The sequence below is a fragment of the Streptomyces sp. NPDC017520 genome, from assembly GCF_044329855.1.
Classification (GTDB): Bacteria; Actinomycetota; Actinomycetes; order Streptomycetales; family Streptomycetaceae; genus Streptomyces.
Genome location: NZ_JBIRKB010000007.1, coordinates 198,261 through 223,934, shown reverse-complemented (window position 1 = coordinate 223,934; position 25,674 = coordinate 198,261). Strand labels below are relative to the sequence as shown.

At 72.0% G+C, this 25,674-nt stretch carries 23 protein-coding genes; 17 read left to right on the top strand and 6 right to left on the bottom strand.

The genetic code is table 11. From position 1 onward, the window contains the following. Positions 1–17: 17 nt before the first annotated feature. The 3 genes from ACH4KB_RS19090 to ACH4KB_RS19080 form a co-directional block, all read right to left on the bottom strand. Positions 18–2,888: an ABC transporter substrate-binding protein gene (locus ACH4KB_RS19090; protein WP_398067057.1), complete on the bottom strand. Its 2,871-nt coding sequence runs from the start codon at positions 2,886–2,888 to the stop codon at positions 18–20. A 171-nt stretch (positions 2,889–3,059) separates the two neighbouring features. Continuing rightward, a complete protein-coding gene (locus tag ACH4KB_RS19085) occupies positions 3,060–3,878 on the bottom strand; it encodes a DUF3097 domain-containing protein (protein WP_398067056.1) in 819 nt (272 codons plus the stop codon). A 159-nt stretch (positions 3,879–4,037) separates the two neighbouring features. Next, the gene (locus ACH4KB_RS19080; protein WP_398067055.1) at positions 4,038–4,781 is read right to left on the bottom strand and encodes an MBL fold metallo-hydrolase; all 744 of its coding nucleotides are present in this window, start codon (positions 4,779–4,781) and stop codon (positions 4,038–4,040) included. 164 nt (positions 4,782–4,945) lie between these two features. Here ACH4KB_RS19080 and hrcA point away from each other — a divergent pair, with 164 nt between their 5' ends. The 7 genes from hrcA (at position 4,946) to ACH4KB_RS19045 (ending at position 11,495) form a co-directional block, all read left to right on the top strand. Next, the gene (gene hrcA / locus ACH4KB_RS19075; RefSeq protein WP_361868511.1) at positions 4,946–5,962 is read left to right on the top strand and encodes a heat-inducible transcriptional repressor HrcA; all 1,017 of its coding nucleotides are present in this window, start codon (positions 4,946–4,948) and stop codon (positions 5,960–5,962) included. After that, positions 5,963–7,105 (top strand): molecular chaperone DnaJ, encoded by a 1,143-nt coding sequence (gene dnaJ / locus ACH4KB_RS19070; protein ID WP_398067054.1) that lies wholly within the window; start codon positions 5,963–5,965, stop codon positions 7,103–7,105. It begins immediately after the preceding gene. A 132-nt stretch (positions 7,106–7,237) separates the two neighbouring features. Beyond that, positions 7,238–8,311 (top strand): nitronate monooxygenase, encoded by a 1,074-nt coding sequence (locus ACH4KB_RS19065; protein ID WP_398067053.1) that lies wholly within the window; start codon positions 7,238–7,240, stop codon positions 8,309–8,311. Next, positions 8,308–9,054: a 16S rRNA (uracil(1498)-N(3))-methyltransferase gene (locus ACH4KB_RS19060; protein WP_398067052.1), complete on the top strand. Its 747-nt coding sequence runs from the start codon at positions 8,308–8,310 to the stop codon at positions 9,052–9,054. Before ACH4KB_RS19065 ends, ACH4KB_RS19060 begins: the two co-directional genes overlap by 4 nt. A 70-nt stretch (positions 9,055–9,124) precedes the next feature. After that, the gene (locus tag ACH4KB_RS19055) at positions 9,125–9,484 is read left to right on the top strand and encodes a histidine triad nucleotide-binding protein (RefSeq protein WP_398067051.1); all 360 of its coding nucleotides are present in this window, start codon (positions 9,125–9,127) and stop codon (positions 9,482–9,484) included. A 14-nt stretch (positions 9,485–9,498) separates the two neighbouring features. Next, a complete protein-coding gene (locus ACH4KB_RS19050) occupies positions 9,499–10,413 on the top strand; it encodes a ribonuclease Z (RefSeq protein ID WP_398067050.1) in 915 nt (304 codons plus the stop codon). Positions 10,414–10,502: 89 nt separating this feature from the next. Then, complete coding sequence (locus tag ACH4KB_RS19045; protein ID WP_398067222.1) at positions 10,503–11,495, top strand: adenosine deaminase; 993 nt, start codon at positions 10,503–10,505, stop codon at positions 11,493–11,495. On the opposite strand, the gene ACH4KB_RS19040 is transcribed toward ACH4KB_RS19045, so the two are convergent. Further along, entirely contained in the window at positions 11,459–12,820 is a 1,362-nt protein-coding gene (locus tag ACH4KB_RS19040; RefSeq protein ID WP_398067049.1) for an MFS transporter, read from the bottom strand. The genes ACH4KB_RS19045 and ACH4KB_RS19040 overlap by 37 nt on opposite strands. Before the next feature lie 409 nt (positions 12,821–13,229). Between ACH4KB_RS19040 and ACH4KB_RS19035 the strand changes: the two genes are divergently transcribed. From ACH4KB_RS19035 to era, 9 genes are all read left to right on the top strand, one after another. Next, a complete protein-coding gene (locus ACH4KB_RS19035; RefSeq protein WP_398067048.1) occupies positions 13,230–14,453 on the top strand; it encodes a carbohydrate kinase family protein in 1,224 nt (407 codons plus the stop codon). Between the two features lie 142 nt (positions 14,454–14,595). Then, entirely contained in the window at positions 14,596–15,660 is a 1,065-nt protein-coding gene (locus ACH4KB_RS19030) for a PhoH family protein (RefSeq protein WP_398067047.1), read from the top strand. A gap of 12 nt (positions 15,661–15,672) precedes the next feature. Continuing rightward, on the top strand, positions 15,673–16,170 hold the full coding sequence (gene ybeY, locus ACH4KB_RS19025; protein ID WP_003969265.1) for an rRNA maturation RNase YbeY: 498 nt from the start codon (positions 15,673–15,675) through the stop codon (positions 16,168–16,170). Continuing rightward, positions 16,167–17,465, top strand: coding sequence for a hemolysin family protein (locus tag ACH4KB_RS19020; RefSeq protein ID WP_398067046.1), 1,299 nt, complete (start codon positions 16,167–16,169; stop codon positions 17,463–17,465). Before ybeY ends, ACH4KB_RS19020 begins: the two co-directional genes overlap by 4 nt. Next, positions 17,462–17,815, top strand: coding sequence for an MmcQ/YjbR family DNA-binding protein (locus ACH4KB_RS19015; protein WP_398067045.1), 354 nt, complete (start codon positions 17,462–17,464; stop codon positions 17,813–17,815). Before ACH4KB_RS19020 ends, ACH4KB_RS19015 begins: the two co-directional genes overlap by 4 nt. A 151-nt stretch (positions 17,816–17,966) precedes the next feature. Beyond that, the gene (locus tag ACH4KB_RS19010) at positions 17,967–18,320 is read left to right on the top strand and encodes a cytidine deaminase (protein WP_361322160.1); all 354 of its coding nucleotides are present in this window, start codon (positions 17,967–17,969) and stop codon (positions 18,318–18,320) included. 255 nt (positions 18,321–18,575) lie between these two features. After that, complete coding sequence (locus ACH4KB_RS19005; RefSeq protein ID WP_398067044.1) at positions 18,576–19,922, top strand: beta-xylosidase; 1,347 nt, start codon at positions 18,576–18,578, stop codon at positions 19,920–19,922. A 100-nt stretch (positions 19,923–20,022) separates the two neighbouring features. Continuing rightward, complete coding sequence (locus ACH4KB_RS19000; RefSeq protein WP_398067043.1) at positions 20,023–20,967, top strand: WxL protein peptidoglycan domain-containing protein; 945 nt, start codon at positions 20,023–20,025, stop codon at positions 20,965–20,967. A gap of 60 nt (positions 20,968–21,027) precedes the next feature. After that, on the top strand, positions 21,028–22,002 hold the full coding sequence (era, locus tag ACH4KB_RS18995) for a GTPase Era (protein ID WP_018961202.1): 975 nt from the start codon (positions 21,028–21,030) through the stop codon (positions 22,000–22,002). Positions 22,003–22,044: 42 nt separating this feature from the next. On the opposite strand, the gene ACH4KB_RS18990 is transcribed toward era, so the two are convergent. Further along, positions 22,045–22,311: a protealysin inhibitor emfourin gene (locus tag ACH4KB_RS18990; RefSeq protein ID WP_398067042.1), complete on the bottom strand. Its 267-nt coding sequence runs from the start codon at positions 22,309–22,311 to the stop codon at positions 22,045–22,047. 59 nt (positions 22,312–22,370) lie between these two features. Beyond that, on the bottom strand, positions 22,371–23,447 hold the full coding sequence (locus ACH4KB_RS18985) for a M4 family metallopeptidase (protein ID WP_398067041.1): 1,077 nt from the start codon (positions 23,445–23,447) through the stop codon (positions 22,371–22,373). Positions 23,448–23,736: 289 nt separating this feature from the next. On the opposite strand from ACH4KB_RS18985, the gene leuA reads away from it, so the two are divergent. Further along, a complete protein-coding gene (gene leuA, locus ACH4KB_RS18980; RefSeq protein WP_398067040.1) occupies positions 23,737–25,542 on the top strand; it encodes a 2-isopropylmalate synthase in 1,806 nt (601 codons plus the stop codon). Positions 25,543–25,674 lie beyond the last annotated feature (132 nt).

The window sequence follows — 25,674 nt, the reverse complement described above, 5'->3', positions numbered from 1 at the left end:
CCGTCAGCCGGGCCGCCTCACGGCCGGCAGTCCTTGACCGTCAGCGGGGGCGCGACCCCGGCAGGCTTGCCGCAGACCACGGTCCGATCGGCGTCCGGCCTGGGACGGACCACCTTGACGATGTTGAGGCCGTGCACGTTGTCGGAGACCGAGGCCCTCGCCCGGCTGAACGAGATCGTCCCCGTCGGCATGTTGTTGAGGTCCACCGTGTGCAGCGTCGCCCAGGTCTCCGCCGCGCTCCGGCGCTTGTCGCCGCGTGCCGCCGCGTCGTACAGGGCGGCCGTCGCACTGTAGGAGATGACGGTCTGCCCGCTGGCGAACAGGCCGTCCTCGTACGCGGGACGCCCCGACGCCAGCGCGGTGACCTCCCCCTCGGGGTGCAGCGCCCGCAACGTGCGGTACGCGTCCCCGTAGAAACCGAGGTTCTTCCCCCGGTCCAGCGGGGCGAGCGAGCTGTGGTAGAGCGTGACGTTGGCCGCGATCGACGTGCTGTCGTCGAACGTCCCCTTCGTCAGATCGTCCCCGGTGAACACCGTCATCCGCCGGTCCGAGCACCCGGTGGTCACCGACAGACCCCCCATCAGCGTCGGCACGTCCTCGACCCGCCCGGCGAAGTACAGCGCGTCGGGCACCCGCTCGGCCTGGCAGATGGTTCTCAGCGGAGCGTTCAGGCTCGCCGCGCCCGCCAGGTCGTACGTCACGTCCTTGCCCGGCTCGAAGCCCGCGTCCGCCAGCATCTTCCGGCCCGCGTCCCGCTGCTCGGCGGTGTACCGGTCCAGGTCCCCGTTGACATCCTCGCGCGACAGCACGATCGCGTGCGGGTTGTCGAGGCGCTTAGCGATCTGCCGGGCGACCAGCCCCAGCGCATGCGTCTGCTCCTCGTCCGTCGCCGCCAGGCCGAAGTAGTTGGGGAACTCCCGGGGCAGGTCGCTGCTGGAGTTGGTCGTGTTCACCACCGGCAGCCCGGCCTCGCGCAGCAGCCTCACCGCCTTCTCGCTCTCCTGGGTGTTGCGGCCGAGACCGACCACCCCGACCACCGTCGGATCCCGCCGGGCCACCTCGACGATCTTCCGCACGGCGGTGAGCTGCCGCAGCATGCCCTCGCCGCCGTTGGCCGTCAGCACCCGCAGCTTCACCGACCGGGTCTTGTTGACCGCACGCTGCTGGAGGTAGACGCCGGTCAGCTCCTCCAGCCCCTTACGGGTCGCCTCGGGGTCCTTGCTCGTGGCGGTGAGCGGACCGGCGTACACGATGGTCACGTACGCGTCGTCCGGCTCGATGTCGTCGTTCTCGTCCCGGATCGCCTGCTCGATCCGCTCGAAGGTGATGCCCTCCCCTGCCCCGGCCAGATCCAGGTCGTTGCCCCGCGCGAAGCGCACCTCGGGGGCGGTCGCCACCCCCACGCACTCCCGGTCGTCCCCCTTCCCGGCCCAGATCGCGTCCGTGTTGCGGTCGGTCAGCGGCCCGTGGCAGTACGTGTCACGCCAGTGCCCGGCCCACAGGAACGCCCCCAGCAGACTGCCCACGACGAGCACGGCGACGCTCGCCCGCGACATCACCCACCACGCCCACGTCCGTCGCACCCGGTGGGTGACGAGCTGCGCGTGCGCGTGCTCGTGGGTCAGCTTCTCGGTGGACAGCGGCAGCAGCAGCACCCACGCCAGGGTCGCCGCCGCCCCCGGCGACTGGCCCAGACTCAGATCGTCGACCCAGCGCTCGTAGCGGGCCCGCGCCCCGGACGAACCGGTTGGTGCGCCGGGGCCCGGCCGCTCCGGGGGCAGCGGCGGCGTGTGCCGCATGATCTCGGGGGCCTGGAGCGAGGCGAGCAACAGCAGCGGATCCACCTCGCTGCGCCGCGACCGTACGCTGTTGATCGCGTTGATCAGCAGAATGCCGCCGTTGTCCTGGGTCGCCCGGGGCAGGAACACCACCGGCGGGACCGTGCGCTTGCTGCGCCGCCAGTCCAGGGAGTGCGGGCGGTAGTTGTGCCGCAGGTCCTCCAGCAGCGCCTGCACCCGCAGCTCCAGATGGAACTGGCGCGCGTACTCGTCGCCCGCCCCCGCGTCCGCCACCCGCTCCGCGACCGCCGCCGCCCGCGCCCGGATCACCCGCCACGAACCGCTCGGCGACAGCCACGACCAGCCGTCCGACGGATAGCCGGTACTGGACGCGGCCAGGGACGAGGTGGTGGCGAACCACCGGCTGGCCCGGCGCAGCCACAGCAGCGGCGGCGCGGCCCGGCTCGCCAGACCCACCACGGCGAGCCCGATCAGCGCGACGGCCGCCACCAGGGCCGTCAGCAGCCAGTCGATCTCCCCGAGCAACACGCTGAGCAGTGCGATGAAGAGCGCGCCGACGAACGTCTCGGGCCGCACCGACTGCCGCAGCGAGGCCCACCGGGTGCCCCCGCGCGGCCGGCCGGACCGCCAGCGCAGCCGGCTCAGCTGCTCCAGGATCCGTTCCTCGCGCACCTCGGAGGTGTTCCCGGCGGACTGCTCGACCACCGTCGCGGTGGCCTGCTCGATCGCCCCGAGCAGCCGGGAGCGGGGAAACGCGAAGGTCTTGTACTGGGTGTTCTCGCGGGTCTCCCACGGCTTCTCGGAGAGCGTGCGCACCATGTCGAGCGCCGCCTCGTACGGGGTCGCCCCCTCGCCGTCCAGCAGCCGCACCGGCACCCGCCGCAACTCGTTGGCCCGGTGCACCTGATGCACGAGCTGCTCCACCCGCGCGTCGATCTCCGGCCCCGCCCCGGCGTCCGCCGCCTGCACCACCACGAGCGGCATCACCGGCCGGTTGACCCGGTACCGGTCGATCAGCTGCTGTATCAGGTGGAAGACGGCCGAGGCCGCCTCGTTGTCCGCACTGTCCCGCCAGACCTCGCGCGCCATCGGTCCCTGCCCTTCCCCCGTGAGCCCTTCGGCCCGTGAACCGCCTGCCCGTTCCCCCACCTCAATAACCGATGGTGCGTGTGGGACGCAGGCATTCATAGGGATCGGTACGAGATCCTCTTCGACAGTCCCGCAACAGACCGGTATCAGGCCGGAGTCAGGCCCCGGACATCAGTCCGGAAGGGTGACGAAGTCGATCAATTCCTCCACCCGGCCCAGCAGTTGGGGTTCCAGGTCCTTGTAGCTGCGGACCTTGGACAGGATGTGCTGCCAGGCCGCCCCGGTGTTCGGGGGCCACCCCAGCGCCCGGCACACGCCCGTCTTCCAGTCCTGCCCCCTCGGCACCACCGGCCACGCGTCGATCCCCACCGAGGACGGTTTCACCGCCTCCCACACGTCGATGTACGGGTGTCCCACCACCAGCACATGGTCCCCGGTCACGCGCTCGGCGATCCGGGACTCCTTGGAGCCGGGCACCAGATGGTCCACCAGCACCCCCAGCCGGGCGTCCGGCCCCGGCGCGAACTCCGCGACGATCGCCGGAAGGTCGTCCACCCCCTCCAGGTACTCCACGACCACGCCCTCGATGCGCAGGTCGTCACCCCACACCCGCTCCACCAGCTCCGCGTCGTGCCGGCCCTCCACATAGATCCGGCCGGCCCGCGCCACCCGGGCCCTGGCCCCGGGCACCGCCACCGAACCGGAGGCCGTACGGGTGGGACGCGCCGGGCCGCCGGGGCCCGGGCGCACCAGCGTGACGACCCTGCCCTCCAGCAGGAAGCCGCGCGGCTCCATCGGGAACACCCGGTGCTTGCCGAAGCGGTCCTCCAGGGTCACCGTCGGCCCCTGGGCCGTCTTCTCGCAGCGGATCACCGCCCCGCAGAAGCCGGTGGAGACCTCCTCCACGACCAGATCGGGCTCGGCGGGCACCTCGGGCACGGGGGCGGACCGCTTCCACGGCGGGGTCAGGTCCGGCTGGTAGCTGCGCATGGCACGACGATATTCGCCCGAAGCGCCGGCGGACGTCGGAGACCCGGCCATGACCGGCTGGCCACCCCGGTGACCTCTCCGTAACGTTCCGGAGAGCTCCGGTGAGGACCCTGGAGCACATAGGAACGTTCCTATGTGCTCCAGGGTCCTCACCGGGGTTCACCCCTCGTCGGGGTCCACCTCGAAGCGCTCCGCCAGCGACGCCCGCTGCGCCCGCACGAACGCCGCGTCCACCACCGCCCCGTGCCCCGGCACGTAACGAGCGCCCTCGCCGCCCAGCGCCAGCAGCCTCTCCAGCGCGGCCGGCCAGCGCGAGGTGATCGCGTCCCGGCCCGCCTGCGGCTCGCCCGACTCCTCGACCAGGTCGCCGCAGAACACCACCGGAGGCTCACCGCCCGTGCCCGGCACCAGGGCCGCGAGGTCATGGCCGCTGTGCCCGGGGCCCACGTTCGCCAGCAGCACCTGACGGCCGCCGCCCAGGTCGAGCGTCCAGTCGCCGCACACCTCGTGGTGCGGGACCACCAGCGTGTCCACCGACCGGGCCGCCTCGCCCTCCGGCACCCCGTGGCGCACCGCCGAGGCGCACAGGCTCTCCGCCCCGCCGCGCAGCAGCGCCGCCACGCCCACCGCCCCGTACACCTGGGCCCCGGCGAACGCGGCGGTGCCCAGCACATGATCGAAGTGCGGGTGGCTCAGTGCGATATGCGTCACCCTCCGCCCGAGCAGCGCCTCGGCCTGCCGCCGCAGCTCGACCCCCTCGCGCAGCGTGGCGCCGGTGTCGTACAGCAACGCGCCGGCCTCCCCGGAGACCAGCGCGGCCGTGGCGTCCCAGCCTGGGAGGCGCCGCCTGCCGATACCGTTGCCCAACCGCTCCCAGCCGAAGTCTTCCCAAGCGACGTCCATGCCACGACGCTAACGGCAACGACCTGCGCGGTCTCGTGGAGGCGTGGCCGGTCGCCCTTGCCCCCGCCCCACCCCACCCCCGTACACTGACCGCGGGGATTGCTGGCACTCGAACGCACCGAGTGCCAGTCAGACACCGAGAGACACAGCTGGAGGTGTGCGCGATGCTCAGCGAACGCAGACTCGAAGTGCTGCGCGCCATCGTCCAGGACTACGTCGGCACCGAGGAGCCCGTCGGCTCCAAGGCGCTGACCGAGCGGCACCGGCTGGGGGTCTCCCCGGCCACCGTCCGCAACGACATGGCGGTGCTGGAGGACGAGGGCTTCATCGCCCAGCCGCACACGAGCGCGGGACGCATCCCGACCGACAAGGGGTACCGCCTCTTCGTCGACAGGCTCGCGGGCGTCAAGCCGCTGTCCTCGCCCGAGCGCCGGGCCATCCAGAACTTCCTCGACGGCGCGGTCGACCTCGACGACGTGGTCGGCCGGACGGTGCGGCTGCTCGCGCAGCTGACCCGGCAGGTCGCCGTCGTGCAGTACCCCTCGCTGACCCGCTCGACGGTGCGGCACGTGGAACTGCTGGCGCTCGCCCCCGCCCGGCTGATGCTCGTCCTGATCACGGACACGGGCCGGGTCGAACAGCGTATGATCGACTGCCCTGCGCCGTTCGGCGAGGCATCGCTCGCGGATCTGCGGGCCCGGCTCAACAGCCGGGTCGTCGGACGCCGCTTCGCGGATGTCCCGCAGCTGGTGCAGGAGCTGCCGGAATCCTTCGACAGCGAGGACCGGGGGACGGTTTCCACGGTCCTTTCCACCCTCCTCGAAACCCTGGTCGAGGAGACGGAGGAGCGGCTGATGATCGGCGGCACCTCCAACCTCACCCGCTTCGGACACGACTTCCCGGTGATGATCCGGCCGGTGCTGGAAGCACTGGAGGAACAGGTCGTCCTGCTGAAGCTGCTCGGTGAGGCCACGGACTCCGGCATGACCGTACGGATCGGGCACGAGAACGCCCACGAGGGGCTCAACTCCACGTCCGTCGTCGCGGTCGGCTACGGTTCGGGCGACGAGGCAGTCGCCAAACTCGGCGTGGTCGGACCGACCCGCATGGACTACCCCGGAACGATGGGAGCGGTACGCGCAGTGGCACGTTACGTCGGACAGATCCTGGCGGAGTCGTAAGTGGCCACGGACTACTACGCCGTACTCGGCGTGCGCCGCGACGCATCTCAGGACGAGATCAAGAAGGCATTCCGTCGGCTCGCCCGCGAGCTGCACCCGGATGTCAACCCGGACCCGAAGACCCAGGAGCGGTTCAAGGAGATCAACGCCGCTTACGAGGTGCTCTCGGACCCGCAGAAGAAGCAGGTCTACGACCTCGGCGGCGACCCCCTCTCCGCCAGTGGCGGCGGCGGAGGCGGCGCGGGCGGTTTCGGAGCCGGCGGCTTCGGCAACTTCTCCGACATCATGGACGCGTTCTTCGGCAACGCCGCGCAGCGCGGGCCCCGTTCGCGGACCCGGCGGGGCCAGGACGCCATGATCCGGCTGGAGATCGACCTCAACGAGGCCGCCTTCGGCACCACCAAGGACATCCAGGTCGACACGGCCGTCGTCTGCAACACCTGTAGCGGCGAGGGCGCGGCCCCCGGCACCTCCGCCCAGACCTGTGACATGTGTCGCGGCCGCGGCGAGGTCTCGCAGGTCACCCGGTCCTTCCTGGGCCAGGTCATGACCTCGCGTCCCTGCCCGCAGTGCCAGGGGTTCGGCACGGTCGTGCCCACCCCGTGCCCGGAGTGCGCCGGCGACGGCCGCATCCGCTCGCGGCGCACGCTCACGGTCAAGATCCCGGCGGGTGTCGACAACGGCACCCGTATCCAGCTGGCAGGCGAGGGCGAGGTCGGCCCCGGCGGCGGCCCGCCCGGCGATCTGTACGTGGAGATCCACGAGCTGCCGCACGCCGTGTTCCAGCGGCGCGGCGACGATCTGCACTGCACGGTCACCGTCCCCATGACGGCCGCGGCCCTCGGCACCAAGTGTCCGCTGGAGACCCTGGACGGCCTGGAGGACATCGACATCAGGCCCGGCACCCAGTCCGGCCAGTCCGTGCCCCTGCACGGGCGTGGCATCACGCACCTGCGCGGCGGCGGCCGGGGCGACCTGATCGTGCACGTCGAGGTGATGACCCCGTCCAAGCTCGACGCGGAACAGGAGCGGCTGCTGCGGGAGCTGGCCAAGCTGCGCGGCGAGGAGCGGCCGCTCGGCCAGTTTCAGCCAGGTCAGCAAGGACTCTTCTCCCGGCTGAAGGACGCGTTCAACGGCCGCTGAACCGCTTTTCGCCTTTCACCGCACCGCCCGCCGGTCCCGAACCGGCGGGCGGTGCGGCGTACGGCGGCAGAACCGGTCACGGCGTCGCTGGCTGATTCGGCCCCGTTGCACAGGACATGGCACGATGCGGTCATGTCCTCCGAGTTGACCGATCTCTGCCGGTATCCGATCGTGCAGGCCCCGATGGCGGGCGGCGCGTCCGGACCCCAGCTCGCCGGGGCCGTCGTCGAAGCCGGCGGGCTCGGATTCCTGGCCGCCGGGTACAAAACGGCGGACGGGATGTACAACGAGATCAAACAGCTGCGCCGGCTCACCGGCGGACCGTTCGGCGTCAACCTCTTCATGCCGCAGCCCGCGCTCGCCGACCCCAGCGCCGTCGAGGTCTACCGCCACCAGCTCGCCGGTGAGGCCGCCTGGTACGAGACCCCGCTCGGCGACCCGGACAGCAGCGGCGACGACGGCTACGAGGCGAAGGTCGCGATCCTGCTGGAGGACCCCGTTCCGGTGGTCTCCTTCACCTTCGGCTGCCCCACCCGCGACACCCTGGACGCCTTCGCCAGGGCCGGGACGCACACCATCGTCACGGTCACCTCGGCCGAGGAGGCCCGGAGCGCCCAGTGGGCGGGCGCCGACACCGTCTGCGTCCAGGGCGTCGAGGCGGGCGGCCACCAGTCCACCCACCGCGACGACCCGCAGCTCGACCAGACCGGCACCGGGCTGCTCTCCCTCATCACCCAGGTCCGCGAGACCGTGCAGATCCCGATCATCGCCGCCGGCGGCCTGATGCGCGGCGCGCAGCTCGCCGCCGTCCTCGCGGCGGGCGCGGACGCCGCCCAGCTCGGCACCGCCTTCCTGGTCTGCCCCGAGTCCGGGGCGCACCCGCTGCACAAGCAGGCCCTGACCAACCCGCTGTTCGTCCGCACCGAGCTGACCCGTGCCTTCTCCGGGCGGCCCGCCCGCGGCCTGGTCAACCGCTTCGTCCGCGAACACGGCCCCTACGCCCCCGCCGCCTACCCCCAGGTCCACTACGTCACCAGCGGGCTGCGCCAGGCCGCCGCCAAGGCCGGCGACGCCCAGGGCATGGCCCTGTGGGCCGGACAGGGCCACCGGATGGCCCGGGAACTGCCCGTGGGCGAGCTCATCGAGCTGCTCGCCGCCGAACTGGAGGCCGCCCGGTCGGCCCTGAGCATGAGGAGTCCCCGGTGACCGCACCGGTCTTCGTCGTCGAACGGATGCCCACCGGGCCGGAGTTCGTCCTGGACGGCCCCGAAGGACGGCACGCCGTCTCCGTGAAGCGGCTCCAGCCCGGCGAGGACGTCGTCCTCACCGACGGGCTCGGCCACTGGGCGGAGGGCGTCGTCCACGCCGCCGAGGGCAAGGACCGGCTCACGGTCACCGGCCTCGACACCATCCACGAGGAGCCCGCGCCCGCCCCGCGCATCACCGTCGTCCAGGCGCTCCCCAAGGGCGACCGGGGCGAGCTGGCGGTCGAGACGATGACCGAGACCGGCGTCGACGCGATCGTGCCCTGGCAGGCGGCCCGCTGCATCACCCAGTGGAAGGGCGACCGGGGAGCCAAGGCCCTGACGAAGTGGCGCAGCACGGCACGGGAAGCGGGCAAGCAGTCCCGCCGGGTGCGCTTCCCCGAGGTGGCCGAGGCCATGACGACCAAGCAGGTCGCCGCCCTGCTCGCCGCCGCCGACTTCGCCGGGGTCCTCCACGAGGACCGCGACCACGACAGCACCCCCCTCGCCACCGCCGGACTCCCCGCCGCCGGCAGTCTCGTGCTCGTCGTCGGACCGGAAGGCGGCGTCTCCCCGCAGGAGCTGACCGCCTTCGCCGAGGCGGGCGCCCGCCCCTACCGGCTCGGCCGCAGCGTGCTGCGCACCTCCACCGCCGGGACGGCCGCGACCGCGCTGCTCCTGGGGCGTACGGGGCGCTGGGGCTGAAACAGGGCCCGGAGGGCCGGAGATAGCATGCTCCTGTACCGATCACCAGCGAACGAGGAGGCCCGGCGCCATGGCGGGAGAGCCGCAGTCCGACTGCCTGTTCTGCAAGATCGTCTCGGGAGACATCCCGGCGACCATCGTCCGCGAGAGCGAGACCACCGTCGCCTTCCGCGACATCAACCCGCAGGCCCCGACCCACGTCCTGGTCATCCCGAAGGCCCACTACCCGGACGCCGCCTCCCTCGCCGCCGCCGAACCGCTCATCGCCGCGGACGTCCTGCGCGAGGCCGGGGAGGTCGCCGCCGAGGAGAAGGTCGACGGCAGCGGCTACCGGATCATCCTCAACACGGGCTCCGGCGCCGGCCAGACCGTCTTCCACGCCCACGCGCACGTCATGGGAGGCCGCGGCCTCCAGTGGCCCCCCGGATAACGGAGCCCCCGACCATGTCCGTACGCGAGCTGGTGGTGCTCGGCACCGCCAGCCAGGTCCCGACCCGGCACCGCAACCACAACGGCTATCTGCTGCGCTGGGACGGCGAGGGCATCCTCTTCGACCCCGGCGAGGGCACCCAGCGGCAGATGCTGCGGGCCGGGGTCGCCGCGCACGACATCGACCGGATCTGCGTCACCCACTTCCACGGCGACCACTCCCTCGGGCTCGCCGGGGTGATCCAGCGGATCAACCTCGACCAGGTGCCGCACCCGGTGACCGCGCACTACCCGGCGAGTGGGCAGCACTTCTTCGACCGGCTGCGGTACGCCACCGCCTACCGCGAGACCGTCGAGCTGAACCAGGCCCCGGTCGCCGGGACCGGCCGAGTCCTCGCCACCACCCCCGCGTACACCCTGGACAGCGCGAAGCTCTCGCACCCCGTCGAGTCGTACGGCTACCGCCTCACCGAGCCCGACACCCGGCGCATGCTGCCCGCCCTGCTGAAGGAGCGCGGCATCGCCGGACCGGACGTGGGCCGCCTCCAGCGCGACGGCGTCCTCGGCGGCGTCACACTGGAGCAGGTTTCCGAGGAGCGGCGCGGGCAGCGGTTCGCGTTCGTCATGGACACCCGGCTCTGCGACGGGGTGTACGCGCTCGCCGAGGGCTGCGACCTGCTCGTCATCGAGTCGACCTTCCTCGACGAGGACGAGAAGCTGGCCGTCGACCACGGGCACCTGACCGCCGGACAGGCCGCCCGGGTGGCGAAGGAGTCGGGCGTCCGCCACCTCGTGCTCACCCACTTCTCGCAGCGCTACAACGACCCGGAGCTCTTCGAGACCCAGGCCCGTGCCGCCGGATTCGACGGCGAACTCACCGTCGCCCAGGACCTGATCCGCGTCCCGGTCCCCACCCGCCACCACCCCTGATCCGTCCCCGCCCCTGATCTGTCCCCCCCCCTGATCCGTCCCCCCTGATCTGTCCCCCCTGATCCGACCCCCCCTGTTTGCGAGACACCGTGCACCTCCCCAAGGCAGAACTCCACCTCCACATCGAAGGCACCCTCGAACCCGAGCTGGCCTTCGCCCTCGCGGAGCGCAACGGAGTGGCCCTGCCCTACGCCACCGCCGACGAGCTGCGCGCCGCCTACCGGTTCGAGGACCTCCAGTCCTTCCTCGACCTGTACTACGCGCTGATGGCCGTCCTGCGCACCGAGGACGACTTCGCCGAACTCGTCGACGCCTACCTCGCCCGCGCCGCCGCCCAGGGCGTCCGGCACGCCGAGATCTTCTTCGACCCGCAGGCCCACACCGCCCGGGGCGTCCCGATCGGCACCGTCATCGAGGGGATCGGCCGGGCGCTGGAGCGCAGCGAGGAGAAGCACGGCGTCTCCACCCAGCTGATCATGTGCTTCCTGCGCGACCTGTCCGCCGAATCGGCCCTCGGCACCCTGGACGCGGCGAAGCCGTACCTGCACCGGATCAGCGCCATCGGCCTGGACTCCGCCGAGGTCGGCCACCCGCCCGCCAAGTTCCGCGAGGTGTACGAGGCGGCCACCGCCCTCGGCCTGCGCAAGGTGGCCCACGCGGGCGAGGAGGGCCCGCCGGAGTACATCACTCAGGCCCTGGACGTCCTCGGCGTCGAGCGCATCGACCACGGACTGCGCTGCCTGGAGGACCCGGAGCTGGTCGAGCGGCTGGTCGCCGACCGGGTGCCGCTCACGCTCTGCCCGCTGTCGAACGTGCGGCTGCGCACGGTCGACACGCTCGCGGACCACCCCCTGCCCGCGATGCTGGCCGCCGGACTCCACTGCACGGTGAACTCCGACGACCCCGCCTACTTCGGCGGCTACGCCGGGGACAACTTCGACGCCGTCCGCGACGCGCTCGCCCTGGAGCCGGAGCAGCTGCGCACCCTGGCCCGCAACTCCTTCGAGGCGGCCTTCCTCGACCACGACGAGGAGCGCCGTGCGCGCTACCTGTCCGAGGTCGAGGCGTACGCGTTCGACTGACCGGAACCGCCGTCCGGACCGGCCGTCCGGATCGCGCTGCGCACCAGCCGCCTGCGCCGCAGGGCGGGCACCCGCAGCTCCGTGACGGCCTGCTCGGGTGAGCCGAGCTTCGGCACCGCGCCGGACAGGCTTCCGGTGGTGGCGGCGAGCAGGGCGGCCGGGGCGCCACCGCGACGACGCACCGAACCGGGCACCAGCGGACGGCCGCCGGTGTGCAGCGCCACGGCGGTCACCGGGGCGGCGACCAGCAGGGTGGCAGCCCCCAGGATCAGCCCCATCGTCGGATAGCCGGCCTCCGCGGAGAGCACGCTGCCCAGCAGCGGGCCGCAGGCCACCCCCACGGAGGAGGCGGAGCCCGCCAGCACCGCCCAGCGGCCGCGCACGTCCAGGGAGGCGGCAAGACCGATGAGGTAGGAGAGGACCACCGGGTAGAAGGTGTTCCACACGATCTCCCCGGTCGCGAACGCTGCGAGATCCCGGGCCGATGAGCTGACCACGATGCTCGCCGCGATGACCAGGGTCCCCAGCCCGATCGGCACCGCCCGGCCGAGCCGCGCGCCGAGCAGCCCCGCGCCCGTCACCCCGAGCAGCCCCGCGCCGAGCGCGGCGGCGAACACCGCGCCGACGGTGACCTCGGACAGCCCCACCTGGACCGCGCCGATGCGGCTGCTCACACCCCAGAGCGCGTTCTGCGCCATCGACCAGACGAGCATGCCGCCCGCCAGGACGAGCCCGGAGCGGCGGTGCGGGAGCCGGCCGGTGACCGGGGAGGCCGATCCCTCCGCCGCCGTCGCCCCGCCGAGCCGGGCGGTCGCGGGCCAGACGACCAGGGCGACCAGGGCGATCGCGGCGAACGGAAGCCGGTGGCCGCCGCCCAGGTGGGGGATGGTCAGGTAGAGGACGCCCGCGGTGGCGGACACGGTGAGCAGCCCGAGCGAGGATGTCCGGTGCGGGTCGCGCCGGGCGGCGATCCCGGCGGCGGCGACCGCCGTCGCCGTGCCGGAGCCGAAGCCGCCGACGACCACGCCGAGCACCACCAGCGGCACGGACGCGGCGAGCGCGGCACCCCCGTAGCCGATGGCGGCCAGCACCAGTCCGAGGCGGGCGGGGGTGCGTGCCCCGTACCGCTCGACCCGGCCCGCCAGGGAGAAGCCGGCGCCGGCCGAGCTGAGGAGCAGGGCGCTGCCGACCAGGCCGGCCTGGGCGGGGCTCAGCCCCAGGTGGGCGCTGAGCCGCCCGACGATGGTGGGGAGCAGGTAGGAGGCGAGGTAACCGGCGGTGAACACGGCCACCAGGGGCCACGCGGCACCAGGGCGCGAGGACATGGGCGTTCCTGAAGACATGCCTGAGCAGGCAGGGGGGAGGGGGAGGGTGGAGCGGGGCACGGCGGAGCGAGCGGCGCAGGCGAGGGCAGGCGACGGCACGCGGGTACGACAGGGTTTACAGCGGAATGCTGAGATATGCGGCTCACGTCGGGGAACGTCCCCGAAGGTGCTCGCGGGGCAATTTGTATCAAGCGCTTCCGGCCCCCCGGAAGTCGCCCCGCTGTGATCTGGGCCACTTATGTGTTTATGCAGGCGCACTCCGGGTATTAGCTCATGTTTATGCAGGTCAGGCGTGCTGCGAACATATGGGCGTGGACCCTGCGTTCGCCCGGGTGTATCGGGCAGACTGGGCGCATCTCACACGGTCCGGATCCGGCCGAGATCCGCCGCACGACACCGGGAGCGCACGGTGAGCACAGACACTCCGGGCATCGATCCGCTGCGGGCGCTGCGCGTCCCCCGGGACCCCGCCTGCGACGTCTTCCTGACGGGCCCGGTCTTCCTCGACATCATCTTCACCGGCCTGGACAGCGCCCCCGTGCGCGGCACCGAGTCATGGGCGCGGGGGATGGGCTCCAGCCCCGGCGGCGTCGCCAACATGGCCACCGCCCTCGCCCGCCTCGGTCTGCACACCTCCCTCGCCGCCGCCTTCGGCGACGACCACTACGGGGAGTACTGCTGGGACGCCCTCGAACAGGGCGAGGGGATCGACCTGTCGATGTCGCACACCGTCCCCGGCTGGCACTCCCCGGTCACCGTCTCCATGGCGTACGAGGGGGAGCGCACGATGGTCTCGCACGGCCACGAGGCACCCGCTCCGACCGGAACGTCCACCGGAGCTCTCGCGTCCACCGGAGCCTCCGCGTCCACCGGGACCGCCGCCCCCACCGGAGCCGCCGCCCCCACCGGAGCCTCCGCCTCCACCGGAGCCGGCGCCCCTGTCGGAGCACCCGCCCCCACCCCGGCCTTCCCGTACTGCCCGCCGCGTGCCCGTGCCGCCATCGCCTCGCTCGCCCCGGGCCGGCGCGAGCCCTGGGTGGCCACCGCCGCCCGCAACGGCGCGCTGATCTTCGCCGACGTCGGCTGGGACGAGACCGGCCGCTGGGACCTGGACGCCCTGCCCGACCTGGCGCACTGCGAGGCGTTCCTGCCCAACGCCGAGGAGGCGATGCGCTACACCCGCACCGACTGCCCGCGCGCCGCCGCCCACGCGCTCGCCGAACGGGTGCCGCTCGCCGTGGTCACCCTGGGCGCCGAGGGCGCGTACGCGGTGGACGGCCGCACCGGGGTCGGCGCGGCCGTGCCCGCCATCGAGGTGGAGGCGCTCGACCCCACCGGCGCAGGGGACGTCTTCGTCGCCGGCTTCGTCACCGGCACCCTCGCCGGCTGGCCGCTCGCCGACCGGCTCGCCTTCGCCGGGCTCACCGCCGCCCTCTCGGTCCAGGAGTTCGGCGGCTCGCTCTCCGCCCCCGGCTGGGCCGAGGTCGCCGCCTGGTGGCAGCTGATCCGCACCTGCGCGAGCCAGGAGCCCGCCGCCCTGGAGCGCTACGCGTTCCTGGACGACCTCCTGCCCGGCACGGCCCGCGCCTGGCCGCTGCGGCGCGCGGTGCCCACGATCGGCTTCCGTCAGTGACCGGCCTCCGGCCCGAGTCGCACACATGGGCGGTAAAAGCACTCCGCGTTGTCACCGCCAGGTCGTAGGCTTGGTTGTCCAGAGGTTGTCGAGCAGCGAGAACCCTGCAACGGGAGGTATGCGCAGGCCCGAGGGCCGGCCCATGACTCAGACACCCACACAGCCGCAGGCGCGTGCCCAGATCAGGATCCCGGCCGCACACCCCATGGTGATGCTCCTGGGATCGGGTGACTCGCTGTTGCGCGTGATCGAAGAGGCTTTCCCGGCGGCCGACATCCATGTCCGGGGCAATGAGATCAGTGCCACGGGCGAGGCCGCCGACGTCGCTCTCATCCAACGCCTGTTCGACGAGATGATGCTCGTGCTCCGCACCGGAGCGCCGATGACGGAGGACGCAGTGGAACGGTCGATCGCCATGCTCAGGGCGGCCGGCAGCGGCGGGGGAGAGCCCGGGGGCGAGACGCCCGCCGAAGTGCTCACGCAGAACATCCTCTCCAACCGCGGCCGCACCATCCGCCCCAAGACGCTCAACCAGAAGCGGTACGTCGACGCGATCGACGAGCACACGATCGTGTTCGGCATCGGTCCCGCCGGCACGGGCAAGACCTACCTCGCCATGGCCAAGGCCGTCCAGGCACTCCAGTCGAAGCAGGTCAGCCGGATCATCCTGACCCGGCCCGCGGTCGAGGCGGGGGAGCGGCTCGGCTTCCTGCCGGGCACCCTGTTCGACAAGATCGACCCGTATCTGCGCCCGCTCTACGACGCCCTGCACGACATGCTCGACCCCGACTCGATCCCGCGGCTGATGGCGGCGGGCACGATCGAGGTCGCGCCGCTGGCGTACATGAGGGGTAGAACTCTCAATGACGCGTTCATCATCCTCGACGAGGCGCAGAACACCAGCGCCGAGCAGATGAAGATGTTCCTCACCCGCCTCGGTTTCGACTCCAAGATCGTCATCACCGGTGACGTCACCCAGGTCGACCTGCCGAGCGGCACCAAGAGCGGGCTTCGGCAGGTCCAGGACATCCTGGAGGGCCTGGACGACGTGCACTTCTCCCGGCTCACCTCCCAGGATGTCGTCCGGCACAAGCTCGTCGGCCGTATCGTCGACGCGTACGAGAAGTACGACAGCCGAAACGGTCAGCAGGACGGTCAGGCGGAAGGCCGCGAAGACGGCCGACGCGACCGCCGTAAAGGGAAGTAGTCGCAGCGCACCATGTCGATCGACGTCAACAACGAGTCCGGAACCGAGGTCGACGAGCAGGCGATCCTCGACATCGCCCGCTACGCACTGGCCCGGATGCGGATCCACCCGCTGTCCGAGCTCTCGGTGATCGTGGTGGACACCGACGCCATGGAGCAGCTGCACATCCAGTGGATGGACCTCCCCGGTCCGACCGATGTCATGTCCTTCCCGATGGACGAGCTGCGTCCGCCGGCCAAGGACGACGAGGAGCCCCCGCAGGGGCTCCTCGGTGACATCGTGCTCTGCCCGGAGGTCGCGAAGAAGCAGGGCGAAGAGGCTCCGACGCAGCACTCCATGGACGAGGAGCTCCAGCTCCTGACGGTCCACGGAGTGCTGCACCTGCTGGGGTACGACCACGAGGAGCCGGACGAGAAGGCCGAGATGTTCGGCCTCCAGGCCGCCATCGTGGACGGCTGGCGCGGGGAGCACGGGCTCACCGGCGCCTCCCCCGCCCCCACCGTCTCGTGAGCGCGCCCCTGATCATGGGGGCCGTGCTGCTGGTCGTCGTCGGCTGGCTGGCCGCCTGCGCGGAGGCCGGCATCGCCCGCACCTCCAGCTTCCGGGCGGACGAGGCGGTCCGGTCCGGCCGGCGCGGCAGCGCGAAGCTGGCGCGGATCGCGGCCGACCCGACCCGCTATCTCAACGTCGCCCTGCTGGTGCGGGTCGCCTGTGAGATGTCCGCCGGCGTCCTCGTCACCTACGCCTGCCTCCAGGAGCTGCCCGAGACCTGGGAGGCGCTGGCCGTCGCGATGGGCGTGATGGTCCTCGTCAGCTATGTCGCCATCGGCGTCTCCCCGCGCACCATCGGCCGCCAGCACCCGCTGAACACGGCCACGGCATCCGCGTACGTCCTGGTGCCGCTGGCCAGGATCATGGGGCCGGTCCCGCAGCTGCTGATCCTCGTCGGCAACGCGCTGACCCCCGGCAAGGGGTTCCGCAAGGGGCCGTTCGCCAGCGAGGCCGAGCTGCGCGCCATGGTCGACCTCGCCGAGGCGGAGTCGCTCATCGAGGACGACGAGCGCCGCATGGTGCACTCGGTCTTCGAGCTGGGCGACACCCTGGTCCGCGAGGTCATGGTCCCGCGCACCGACCTCGTCTCCATCGAGCGCTACAAGACGATCCGGCAGGCCCTCACCCTCGCCCTGCGCTCCGGCTTCTCCCGGATCCCGGTCACCGGCGAGAACGAGGACGACATCGTCGGGATCGTCTACCTCAAGGACCTGGTCCGCAAGACGCACATCAACCGCGAGTCCGAGGCCGATCCCGTCTCCACCGCGATGCGCCCCGCCGCCTTCGTCCCCGACACCAAGAACGCCGGGGACCTGCTGCGCGAGATGCAGCGGGACCGCAGCCACGTCGCGGTCGTCATCGACGAGTACGGCGGCACCGCGGGCATCGTCACCATCGAGGACATCCTGGAGGAGATCGTCGGCGAGATCACCGACGAGTACGACCGGGAGCTGCCGCCCGTCCAGGAGCTGGGGGACGGCTGCTACCGGGTCACCGCCCGGCTCGACATCGGGGACCTCGGCGATCTCTTCGGCCTCGACGAGTACGACGACGAGGACGTGGAGACCGTCGGCGGCCTCCTCGCCAAGGCGCTCGGCCGGGTCCCGATCGCCGGCGCGTCCGCCGCCGTCGAGCTGCCCGACGGCCGCAGGCTCCGGCTCACCGCGGAATCCCCCGCGGGCCGCCGGAACAAGATCGTCACGGTGCTCGTGGAGCCGGAGCACCAGGAGACCGAGGAGAAGGAAGCGGAATGACGCCACAGCGGCTGCGGTCCTTCTGCCTGGAGTTCAACGCGAGCGTGGAGGAGTTCCCGTTCGGTCCGGAGATCTCCGTCTTCAAGGTGCTCGGCAAGATGTTCGCCCTCTCCGCGCTGGACGGGCGGCCGCTCACCATCAACCTCAAGTGCGATCCCGACGAGGCGATCCGGCTGCGCGAGACGCACCCCGCGATCGTGCCCGGCTGGCACATGAGCAAGCGCCACTGGAACACGGTCACCGTCTCCGGCGTCCCGGACCGGCTGCTGCGCGAGCTGGTCGAGGACTCCTACGACCTGGTGGTCGCCGGACTCCCGAAGGCGGAGCGGCTGCGCCTGGACCGCCCGTAGGGAGCACCGGAACGGGCCCGCTCCCTCCGTGGGGCGGGCCCGTCCGGGACGCTCCCGGTGCCGGGGGGACCTGTGCGGGTCCGGCGGGAGCCTCGGTGGCCCCGCCGGGGGTGACCTGCGGGGGCCCTCGCCCGCTTCGTATGCTCGTGCCATGACCGACACCACGGAGCTCGACGCCGAGGACCGCAAGATCGTCACCCTGGCGCGCAGCGCCCGTGCCCGCAACGGGGTGCCCGAGGGCGCGGCCGTACGCGACGAGACGGGACGTACGTATGTCGCGGGCACGGTGGCGCTGGATTCGCTGAAGCTGAGCGCCCTGCAGACCGCCGTCGCCATGGCGGTGGCCAGCGGCGCCACCTCGCTGGAGGCGGCCGCTGTCGTCTCCGCCGCCGAGACGCCCTCGGACGACGACCGGGCCGCGGTGCGGGACCTCGGCGGACCGGACACCCCGGTGCTGCTCGCGGGCCCGGACGGCACGCTGCGGGTCCGCGTCACGGCGGGCTGATCCGGCCGTGTTGCGGCGGGCCGATCCAGCCGTGTGACGGCGGGGCGAACCGACCGTGCGACGGCGGAGCGAGCGGGGCCGTGTGACGGCCTGCCCGAGCGGAAGACTCACGGCAGGCCGATCATGCCATCATCTGATGGGCCATCAGTCACCGCGTTTCGTCTGCATTGACTTCTTTTTCGCCCGGGTCATCAATGGCCCCCTGCCGGTACGGAAGAGCCGCCGTACCGCTTTCCGCAGGAGGGCACCGAATTCATGCGACCGACCATGCGAAGATCCACCGCACCGCGGCGCCGCTGGGCCGCCGCCCTGGGCATCACCGCACTCTTCGTCACCGGGGGAGGGCTGCTCGGGAGCCCGGCGCAGGCCGCCTCGACGGCCTCCGTCGAGGTGGACTTCCCCACCCACTGCATCCCGCCGCCCATCGCGGGCATCCCGCCCATCGACGGCACCACGACCGCGCGGATCACCGTCGACGACACCACCCCGCAGGTCGGCGACACCGTCGCCGTGACCTACACCGTGGTCGTGCCCGCCGCCAGCAACCCCGTCGACCTGGCCCTGCCCGCCGACATCATGACGCCGACCGGGGAGGTCACCCTCGGCGGTGCGCAGAGCGGCGCCGTCACCGTCGCGGGGCCCAAGAAGAACCCCCCGGTCCCCGGTAAGGGCGCCTTCCCGTCGTTCTCCATGACGGGCACGTTCACCGTCACCGCGCCCGGCGCGATCACCCTGTCGCCCGGCGACTACAACATCCACACCAGCTACATCATGGAGCTCGACACCCCCTGCACGGTGACGGGCCCGCCCGCCCCCGTGTCGGAGACCGTCGTCGCCACCGGCGGCGGCCAGGTCAACGAACGTACCGTCCAGCTCTCGGCCGCCTCCGGGGCGGCGGGCGACGAGGTCACCGTCACCGGCACGAAGTTCACCCCGGGCGCGGGCATCACCGTGGCGGGCCGCGACGGCGACGCTCAGACCGGGGACACCGCCACAGCCACCGCCGACGGATACGGGGCCTTCACCGCCCGGCTCGCCGTCAGCGACCCGGCCACCACCGGCGTCGTCGCCTACGAGGGCGGCGCCTGGGACGCGACGAAGGGCGCCGGACCGCTGGCGTACACCGTCACCGGGGGCGGCGAGATCCCCGACGGCAGCCAGCAGCTCACCACGACCGTCCGGGCGGGCACCCTCTCCATGACCCAGGCCGGCGACAGCGTCCAGCTGTCCGGGGTCGACTTCGGCCGGGGCGGCGCCTCCACCGGCGACCTGCGCACGGTGACCGTCGAGGACTTCCGCGGCGGTCCCGCCGGCTGGTCCCTCACCGGCAAGGTCACCGACTTCACGGGTCCGGGCGGGGCGCGGATCAGCGCCGACGCCCTCGACTGGACCCCGACCTGCGCCACGAAGCCCGGCAGCCCGAGCACCTGCGCGGCCGGCAGCGCCGGATCGGTCGGCAGCGCCGGGGCCACCCTGGCCTCCACGCCCGACGGGGCGGCCACCGGAGGGGAGTTCGCCGTCGACGCGGGACTCTCCCTGGACGTGCCGGCCTTCACCGGGGCCGGTTCCTACGCGGGAGTGCTGACCCTCACCCTCACCTGAGGCCCCGGCCCGCACCCGAGGCCCTCGGCCTCACCCCGTGGGCCGGGCGCGCACCCGGCCGGCCCACTCCACCCGGACGCGGCCTTGGGGGTCCCGTACCGTGCGCAAGCTCCCCGTACTCGTCCTGACGGCCGCCCTGCTGCTCCTCGGCACGCCCGCCGCCCACCCGGCGGACAACGGCAGCTGGTCGGTCCGGCCGGCCTCCGGCCCGTCCGGCGAACGGCCCTCCCTCTACCTCTTCGCCGCCCCGGGCACGACGCTCACCGACCGGGTCACCGTCACCAACAAGACCGCGAAGCCGCTGACCCTGCGGCTGTACGCGGCCGACGCCTACAACACCCCGCGTGACGGCGGCTTCGCGGTCCGCGACCGGAGCGAGAAGCAGCGCTACCTCGGCGCCTGGGCCCGCACCGACCGGGACACCGTCACCCTGGGCCCGAAGGCCTCGGTCACCGTGCCCCTGACCATCACGGTCCCGGAGAACGCCGAGCCGGGCGACCACCCCGGCGCCCTGATCGCCCTGGACGAACGCGTCGAGGCCACCCGCCGCGGCGCCCTGGCCGTCGGGGTCCGCAGAGCCGTCGGCGCCCGGATCCACCTGCGGGTGAACGGGCCCACCGTCCCCGCGCTCTCCGTCGAGGACATCCGGATCGAGCAGGACCGCCCGCTGGTCCCGGGCACCGGCACGAGCCGCGCCGTCATCTCGTACACCCTGCACAACCGGGGGAACGTCACCCTCGCCCCCGCCGTCGCCCTGCGCGCCGAGGGCCTCTTCGGCCGGACCCTGCTCAAACGCGGCCTGACGAAGCTGCCCGCCGAGCTGCTGCCCCGCCAGCGGGTCCGGCTGACCGAGACGTGGGACGGGGCGCCGCAGCTGAACCGGGCCGAGGTCGAACTCACCGCCACCGCGAAGGGCACCCGGGAGTCGGCGGCCGTCACGTTCCTGGCCGTGCCGTGGCTCGTGGCCGGGGTGCTCGCCGTGCTCGTCGCCGCCGGATGGACCCTGTGGGCACGGGCCCGCCGACGCCGTACCCGTACGGAGTGAGGCGTCCGTGACCGGTCTCGCGCGGCCCGCTGTGCTCCGGCGCCGCCGGGATCGGGGAGAATGGTTGCCATGAGCGCTCGACCGAACCAAGAATCCGCTGCCGCGCAAGCGGAGACCACCTCCCCCCACCGGGCCGGCTTCGCCTGCTTCGTGGGCCGCCCCAACGCGGGCAAGTCCACCCTCACGAACGCTCTCGTCGGTCAGAAGGTGGCGATCACCTCCAACCGCCCCCAGACCACCCGGCACACGGTGCGCGGCATCGTGCACCGTGACGACGCGCAGCTGATCCTGGTCGACACCCCCGGCCTCCACAAGCCGCGCACCCTCCTGGGCGAGCGGCTCAACGACGTCGTGCGGACCACGTGGGCCGAGGTCGACGTCATCGGCTTCTGCCTGCCCGCCGACCAGAAGCTCGGCCCCGGCGACAAGTACATCGTCAAGGAGCTCGCGGGGATCAAGAAGACCCCCAAGATCGCCATCATCACCAAGACCGACCTGGTCGAGTCGAAGGCGCTGGCCGAACAGCTCCTCGCGATCTCGGCGCTCGCCGACGAACTGGGCTTCGAGTGGGCCGAGATCATTCCGGTGTCGGCGGTCAAGGACCAGCAGGTCAGCCTCCTTGCCGACCTCATCGCCCCGCTGCTCCCCGTGAGCCCGCCGCTCTACCCGGAGGGCGACCTCACCGACGAGCCGGAGATGGTCATGGTCGCGGAGCTGATCCGCGAGGCGGCGCTGGAGGGCGTACGTGACGAGCTGCCGCACTCCATCGCGGTCGTCGTCGAGGAGATGCTGCCGCGCACGGACCGTCCGGCGGACAAGCCGCTGCTGGACATCCACGCCAACGTCTACATCGAGCGCCCCAGCCAGAAGGGCATCATCATCGGCCCGAAGGGGCAGCGGCTGAAGGACGTCGGCACCAAGTCCCGCAAGCACATCGAGGCCCTGCTCGGCACGCCGGTCTTCCTGGACCTGCACGTGAAGGTCGCCAAGGACTGGCAGCGCGATCCCAAGCAGCTGCGGAAGCTGGGGTTCTAGGGCGAAACACGCCCTGGACAGGCCCGCGGGGAGGTGCCGATCTCACGCGCCCTCCTTGAGGACGCGTGAGATCAGCGTGCGCTGCGCCCCGGTCAGATCGGGGTCAGCGCAGTACAGGGTGCGGTCGCCGACGGTGATCTCGTACCGGAAGCCGTCCGGTACCCCCGTCGGCGGGGTGTCCCGCGCGGATTCGAGCGCCTCCTCGGCGAGCGCGTGCCACTCCGCGGCGTCCGCCCGGCCCTCGGTGTCGACCTCATGGCGGCGGGCGATGCCGGCGAAGCCGCCGGTCCTGCTGACCTGAATACGCATGGGGTCCTGTCTATCGGGGGCCGCGCGGGCGCTCAACCCCGCCTCCTCGGCGGGCCGGGTCACGCCCGGGTCGGAACGCCCACCTCGGACCAGGCCTTCAGGACCGCCTCCCGCTCGTCCGCAGCGCCGAAGCGGTCGCCCGCCGCCGCGACCGTCAGCCGGGCGAACTCCGCGAAGTCCGCGTTGGCCGTCAGCTCGCCGCCGGTCAGCACGTCGAACCAGATCTGCCCCGCGCGCTCCCAGGAATTGCCGCCCAGCGCGGTGGCCAGGAGGTGGAACGCCCGGTTGGGGATGCCGGAGTTGAGGTGGACCCCGCCGTTGTCCTCCTCCGTCTCGATGTAGTCCGCCATCGAGCCCGGCTGCGGGTCCTTGCCGAGGACGTCGTCGTCGTACGCCGTGCCCGGGGCCTTCATCGAGCGCAGCGCGTCCCCGCTGACCCGGGGCGCCAGCAGTCCGGCCCCGATCAGCCAGTCGGCCTGCTCCGCGCTCTGGCCCAGCGAGTACTGCTTCACCAGCGAGCCGAAGACGTCGGACACCGACTCGTTGAGCGCGCCCGACTGGCCCTCGTAGCGCAGGTTCGCGGTGTGCTGTGTCAGGCCGTGGGCCAGCTCGTGGGCGATCACGTCGACCGCGACGGTGAAGTCGAGGAAGATCTCGCCGTCGCCGTCCCCGAAGACCATCTGCTCGCCGTCGAAGAACGCGTTGTTGTACTCCTCGCCGTAGTGCACGGAGCCGATCAGCGGCAGCCCCTTGCCGTCGATCGAGCTGCGCCCGTACGCCGAGAGCAGCAGTTCGAAGGTGGCGCCGAGGCCGGCGTACGCGCGGTTGACGCTGGCGTCCGAGGTGGGCTTGTCGCCCTCGTCGCGGACCGGGCGGCCGGGCAGGGTGGTGCCGTTCCGGCAGTCGTACAGGGTGCGGTGGGGCTTGGTGGGGACCGCGCTCACGCCGGGGGTGCTCGGGACGGCGGCGAGGGCCGTCGCGCGGCGGCGGTCGCGGCGGAGACCGTCGGCCGCCAGGGTGCGGCGGGCCGGGTCCGCGAGCCGGGCGTCGGCGGACCGGGACAGGTGGTCGAGGACGTGGGGCGGAACGATGGTGCAGAAGACGGGGTGGAGATCGCCGTCGGTTCGAAGGTGCATACAACGACTGTGGCACTCCGTCACGTCTCTGTCACTGGTTGCGACGACGATTGACGAAATGGAGTGATGAGTCACTGTTTTCCCGTCATCGATGCCCGGTCCCGCATACTGATACGGACCGACACCACGGGCCACCCTCGGTTACGCTCGTCGCATCATGCGTTTCGGGCTGCTTCTCCTTAGCTGCCGCGGCGAGGGCCTGTAGTCGTAGGCCGACCCCCTCCCCGCGGAGTCTGGTGCTGCAGCGACACAGTCGGCCGACCCCCGCTGGACCGAGGAGCCCTACGCCATGACCACCGTGAATCCTGCCGGTAATACCGTGAATCCCGCCCGCGATTCCGTCGGCCGCCCCACCCCGATCACCAACGCGACGCAGCTCCAGAAGCCGTCCGGGATGCCGGTCCACAAGTACCGCGGCTACGAGGCCGTGGACATCGCCGACCGCACCTGGCCCGACAACAGGATCACCGTCGCGCCGCGTTGGCTGTCCACCGATCTGCGCGACGGCAACCAGGCGCTGATCGACCCGATGTCCCCGGCGCGCAAGCGCGAGATGTTCGACCTGCTGGTCGCGATGGGCTACAAGGAGATCGAGGTCGGCTTCCCGTCCTCCGGCGAGACCGACTTCAACTTCGTCCGCTCCATCATCGAAGAGGGCGCTATCCCCGAGGACGTGACGATCTCCGTCCTGACGCAGGCCCGCGAGGAGCTGATCGAGCGCACCGTGGAGTCGCTGGTCGGCGCCCACCGGGCCACCGTCCACCTGTACAACGCCACCGCCCCCACCTTCCGCCGCGTCGTCTTCCGCGGCTCGCGCGACGAGGTCAAGCAGATCGCGGTGGACGGCACCCGGCTGGTCATGGAGTACGCCGAGAAGATCCTGGGCCCGGAGACGACCTTCGGCTACCAGTACAGCCCGGAGATCTTCACCGACACCGAGCTGGACTTCGCCCTGGAGGTCTGCGAGGCCGTCTGCGACGTCTGGCAGCCGGAGGAGGGCCGCGAGATCATCCTCAACCTGCCCGCCACCGTGGAGCGTTCGACGCCCTCGACCCACGCGGACCGCTTCGAGTGGATGTCCCGCAACCTGACCCGCCGCGAGTTCGTCTGCCTGTCGGTCCACCCGCACAACGACCGGGGCACCGCCGTCGCCGCCGCCGAGCTGGCCATCATGGCCGGCGCCGACCGCATCGAGGGCTGCCTGTTCGGCCAGGGCGAGCGCACCGGCAACGTCGACCTGGTCACCCTGGGCATGAACCTCTTCTCCCAGGGCGTCGACCCGCAGATCGACTTCTCGCAGATCGACGAGATCCGCCGCACCAGCGAGTACTGCAACCAGATGGAGATCCACCCGCGCCACCCCTACGCGGGCGACCTCGTCTACACCGCCTTCTCCGGCTCCCACCAGGACGCCATCAAGAAGGGCTTCGACGCCATGGAGCGGGACGCCGCCGCCCAGGGGAAGACCGTCGACGACATCGAGTGGGCCGTGCCGTACCTGCCGATCGACCCGAAGGACGTCGGCCGCTCCTACGAGGCCGTCATCCGGGTCAACTCGCAGTCCGGCAAGGGCGGTATCGCCTACGTCCTGAAGAACGACCACAAGCTGGACCTGCCGCGCCGGATGCAGATCGAGTTCTCCCGGATCATTCAGGCCAAGACCGACGCCGAGGGCGGCGAGGTCACCCCGGCCCAGATCTGGACCACCTTCCAGGACGAGTACCTGCCGAACGCGGAGGACGCTGTGGCCCGATGGGGTCGCGTCCAGCTCCGCTCCGGCCAGACCACCACCGACACCGACGGCCGGGACACCCTGACCGTCGAGGCCACCGTCGACGGCGCGGACACCGTGCTGAGCGGTACGGGCAACGGCCCGATCTCCGCGTTCTTCGAAGCGCTGCAGGCCATCGGCATCGACGCCCGGCTGCTGGACTACACCGAGCACACGATGAGCGAGGGCGCCAGCGCCCAGGCCGCCTCGTACATCGAGTGCGCGATCGACGGCAAGGTCCTGTGGGGCATCGGCATCGACGCCAACACCACCCGCGCCTCGCTCAAGGCGGTCGTCTCGGCGGTCAACCGCGCGGCACGCTGACCCGTCCGGCCCCTTCGCGTACCCCACTTCGTACGGACGTCCGGTTCGCCCCCGTACGACGGCATTGACGGATCCCGACCGCCCGCTCCGGGTGGTCGGGGTTCGGCCATATCCGGGGGTTGTGACGTCCCA

Coding starts and splice junctions, on each gene's coding strand:
- ACH4KB_RS19090 (WP_398067057.1), bottom strand. CDS start 2,888: ATGGCGCGCGAGGTCTGGCGGGACAGTGCGGACAACGAGGCGGCCTCG.
- ACH4KB_RS19085 (WP_398067056.1), bottom strand. CDS start 3,878: ATGCGCAGCTACCAGCCGGACCTGACCCCGCCGTGGAAGCGGTCCGCC.
- ACH4KB_RS19080 (WP_398067055.1), bottom strand. CDS start 4,781: ATGGACGTCGCTTGGGAAGACTTCGGCTGGGAGCGGTTGGGCAACGGT.
- hrcA (WP_361868511.1), top strand. CDS start 4,946: ATGCTCAGCGAACGCAGACTCGAAGTGCTGCGCGCCATCGTCCAGGAC.
- ACH4KB_RS19065 (WP_398067053.1), top strand. CDS start 7,238: ATGTCCTCCGAGTTGACCGATCTCTGCCGGTATCCGATCGTGCAGGCC.
- ACH4KB_RS19055 (WP_398067051.1), top strand. CDS start 9,125: ATGGCGGGAGAGCCGCAGTCCGACTGCCTGTTCTGCAAGATCGTCTCG.
- ACH4KB_RS19050 (WP_398067050.1), top strand. CDS start 9,499: ATGTCCGTACGCGAGCTGGTGGTGCTCGGCACCGCCAGCCAGGTCCCG.
- ACH4KB_RS19040 (WP_398067049.1), bottom strand. CDS start 12,820: ATGTCCTCGCGCCCTGGTGCCGCGTGGCCCCTGGTGGCCGTGTTCACC.
- ACH4KB_RS19030 (WP_398067047.1), top strand. CDS start 14,596: ATGACTCAGACACCCACACAGCCGCAGGCGCGTGCCCAGATCAGGATC.
- ybeY (WP_003969265.1), top strand. CDS start 15,673: ATGTCGATCGACGTCAACAACGAGTCCGGAACCGAGGTCGACGAGCAG.
- ACH4KB_RS19015 (WP_398067045.1), top strand. CDS start 17,462: ATGACGCCACAGCGGCTGCGGTCCTTCTGCCTGGAGTTCAACGCGAGC.
- ACH4KB_RS19010 (WP_361322160.1), top strand. CDS start 17,967: ATGACCGACACCACGGAGCTCGACGCCGAGGACCGCAAGATCGTCACC.
- ACH4KB_RS19005 (WP_398067044.1), top strand. CDS start 18,576: ATGCGACCGACCATGCGAAGATCCACCGCACCGCGGCGCCGCTGGGCC.
- era (WP_018961202.1), top strand. CDS start 21,028: ATGGTTGCCATGAGCGCTCGACCGAACCAAGAATCCGCTGCCGCGCAA.
- ACH4KB_RS18990 (WP_398067042.1), bottom strand. CDS start 22,311: ATGCGTATTCAGGTCAGCAGGACCGGCGGCTTCGCCGGCATCGCCCGC.
- ACH4KB_RS18985 (WP_398067041.1), bottom strand. CDS start 23,447: ATGCACCTTCGAACCGACGGCGATCTCCACCCCGTCTTCTGCACCATC.
- leuA (WP_398067040.1), top strand. CDS start 23,737: ATGACCACCGTGAATCCTGCCGGTAATACCGTGAATCCCGCCCGCGAT.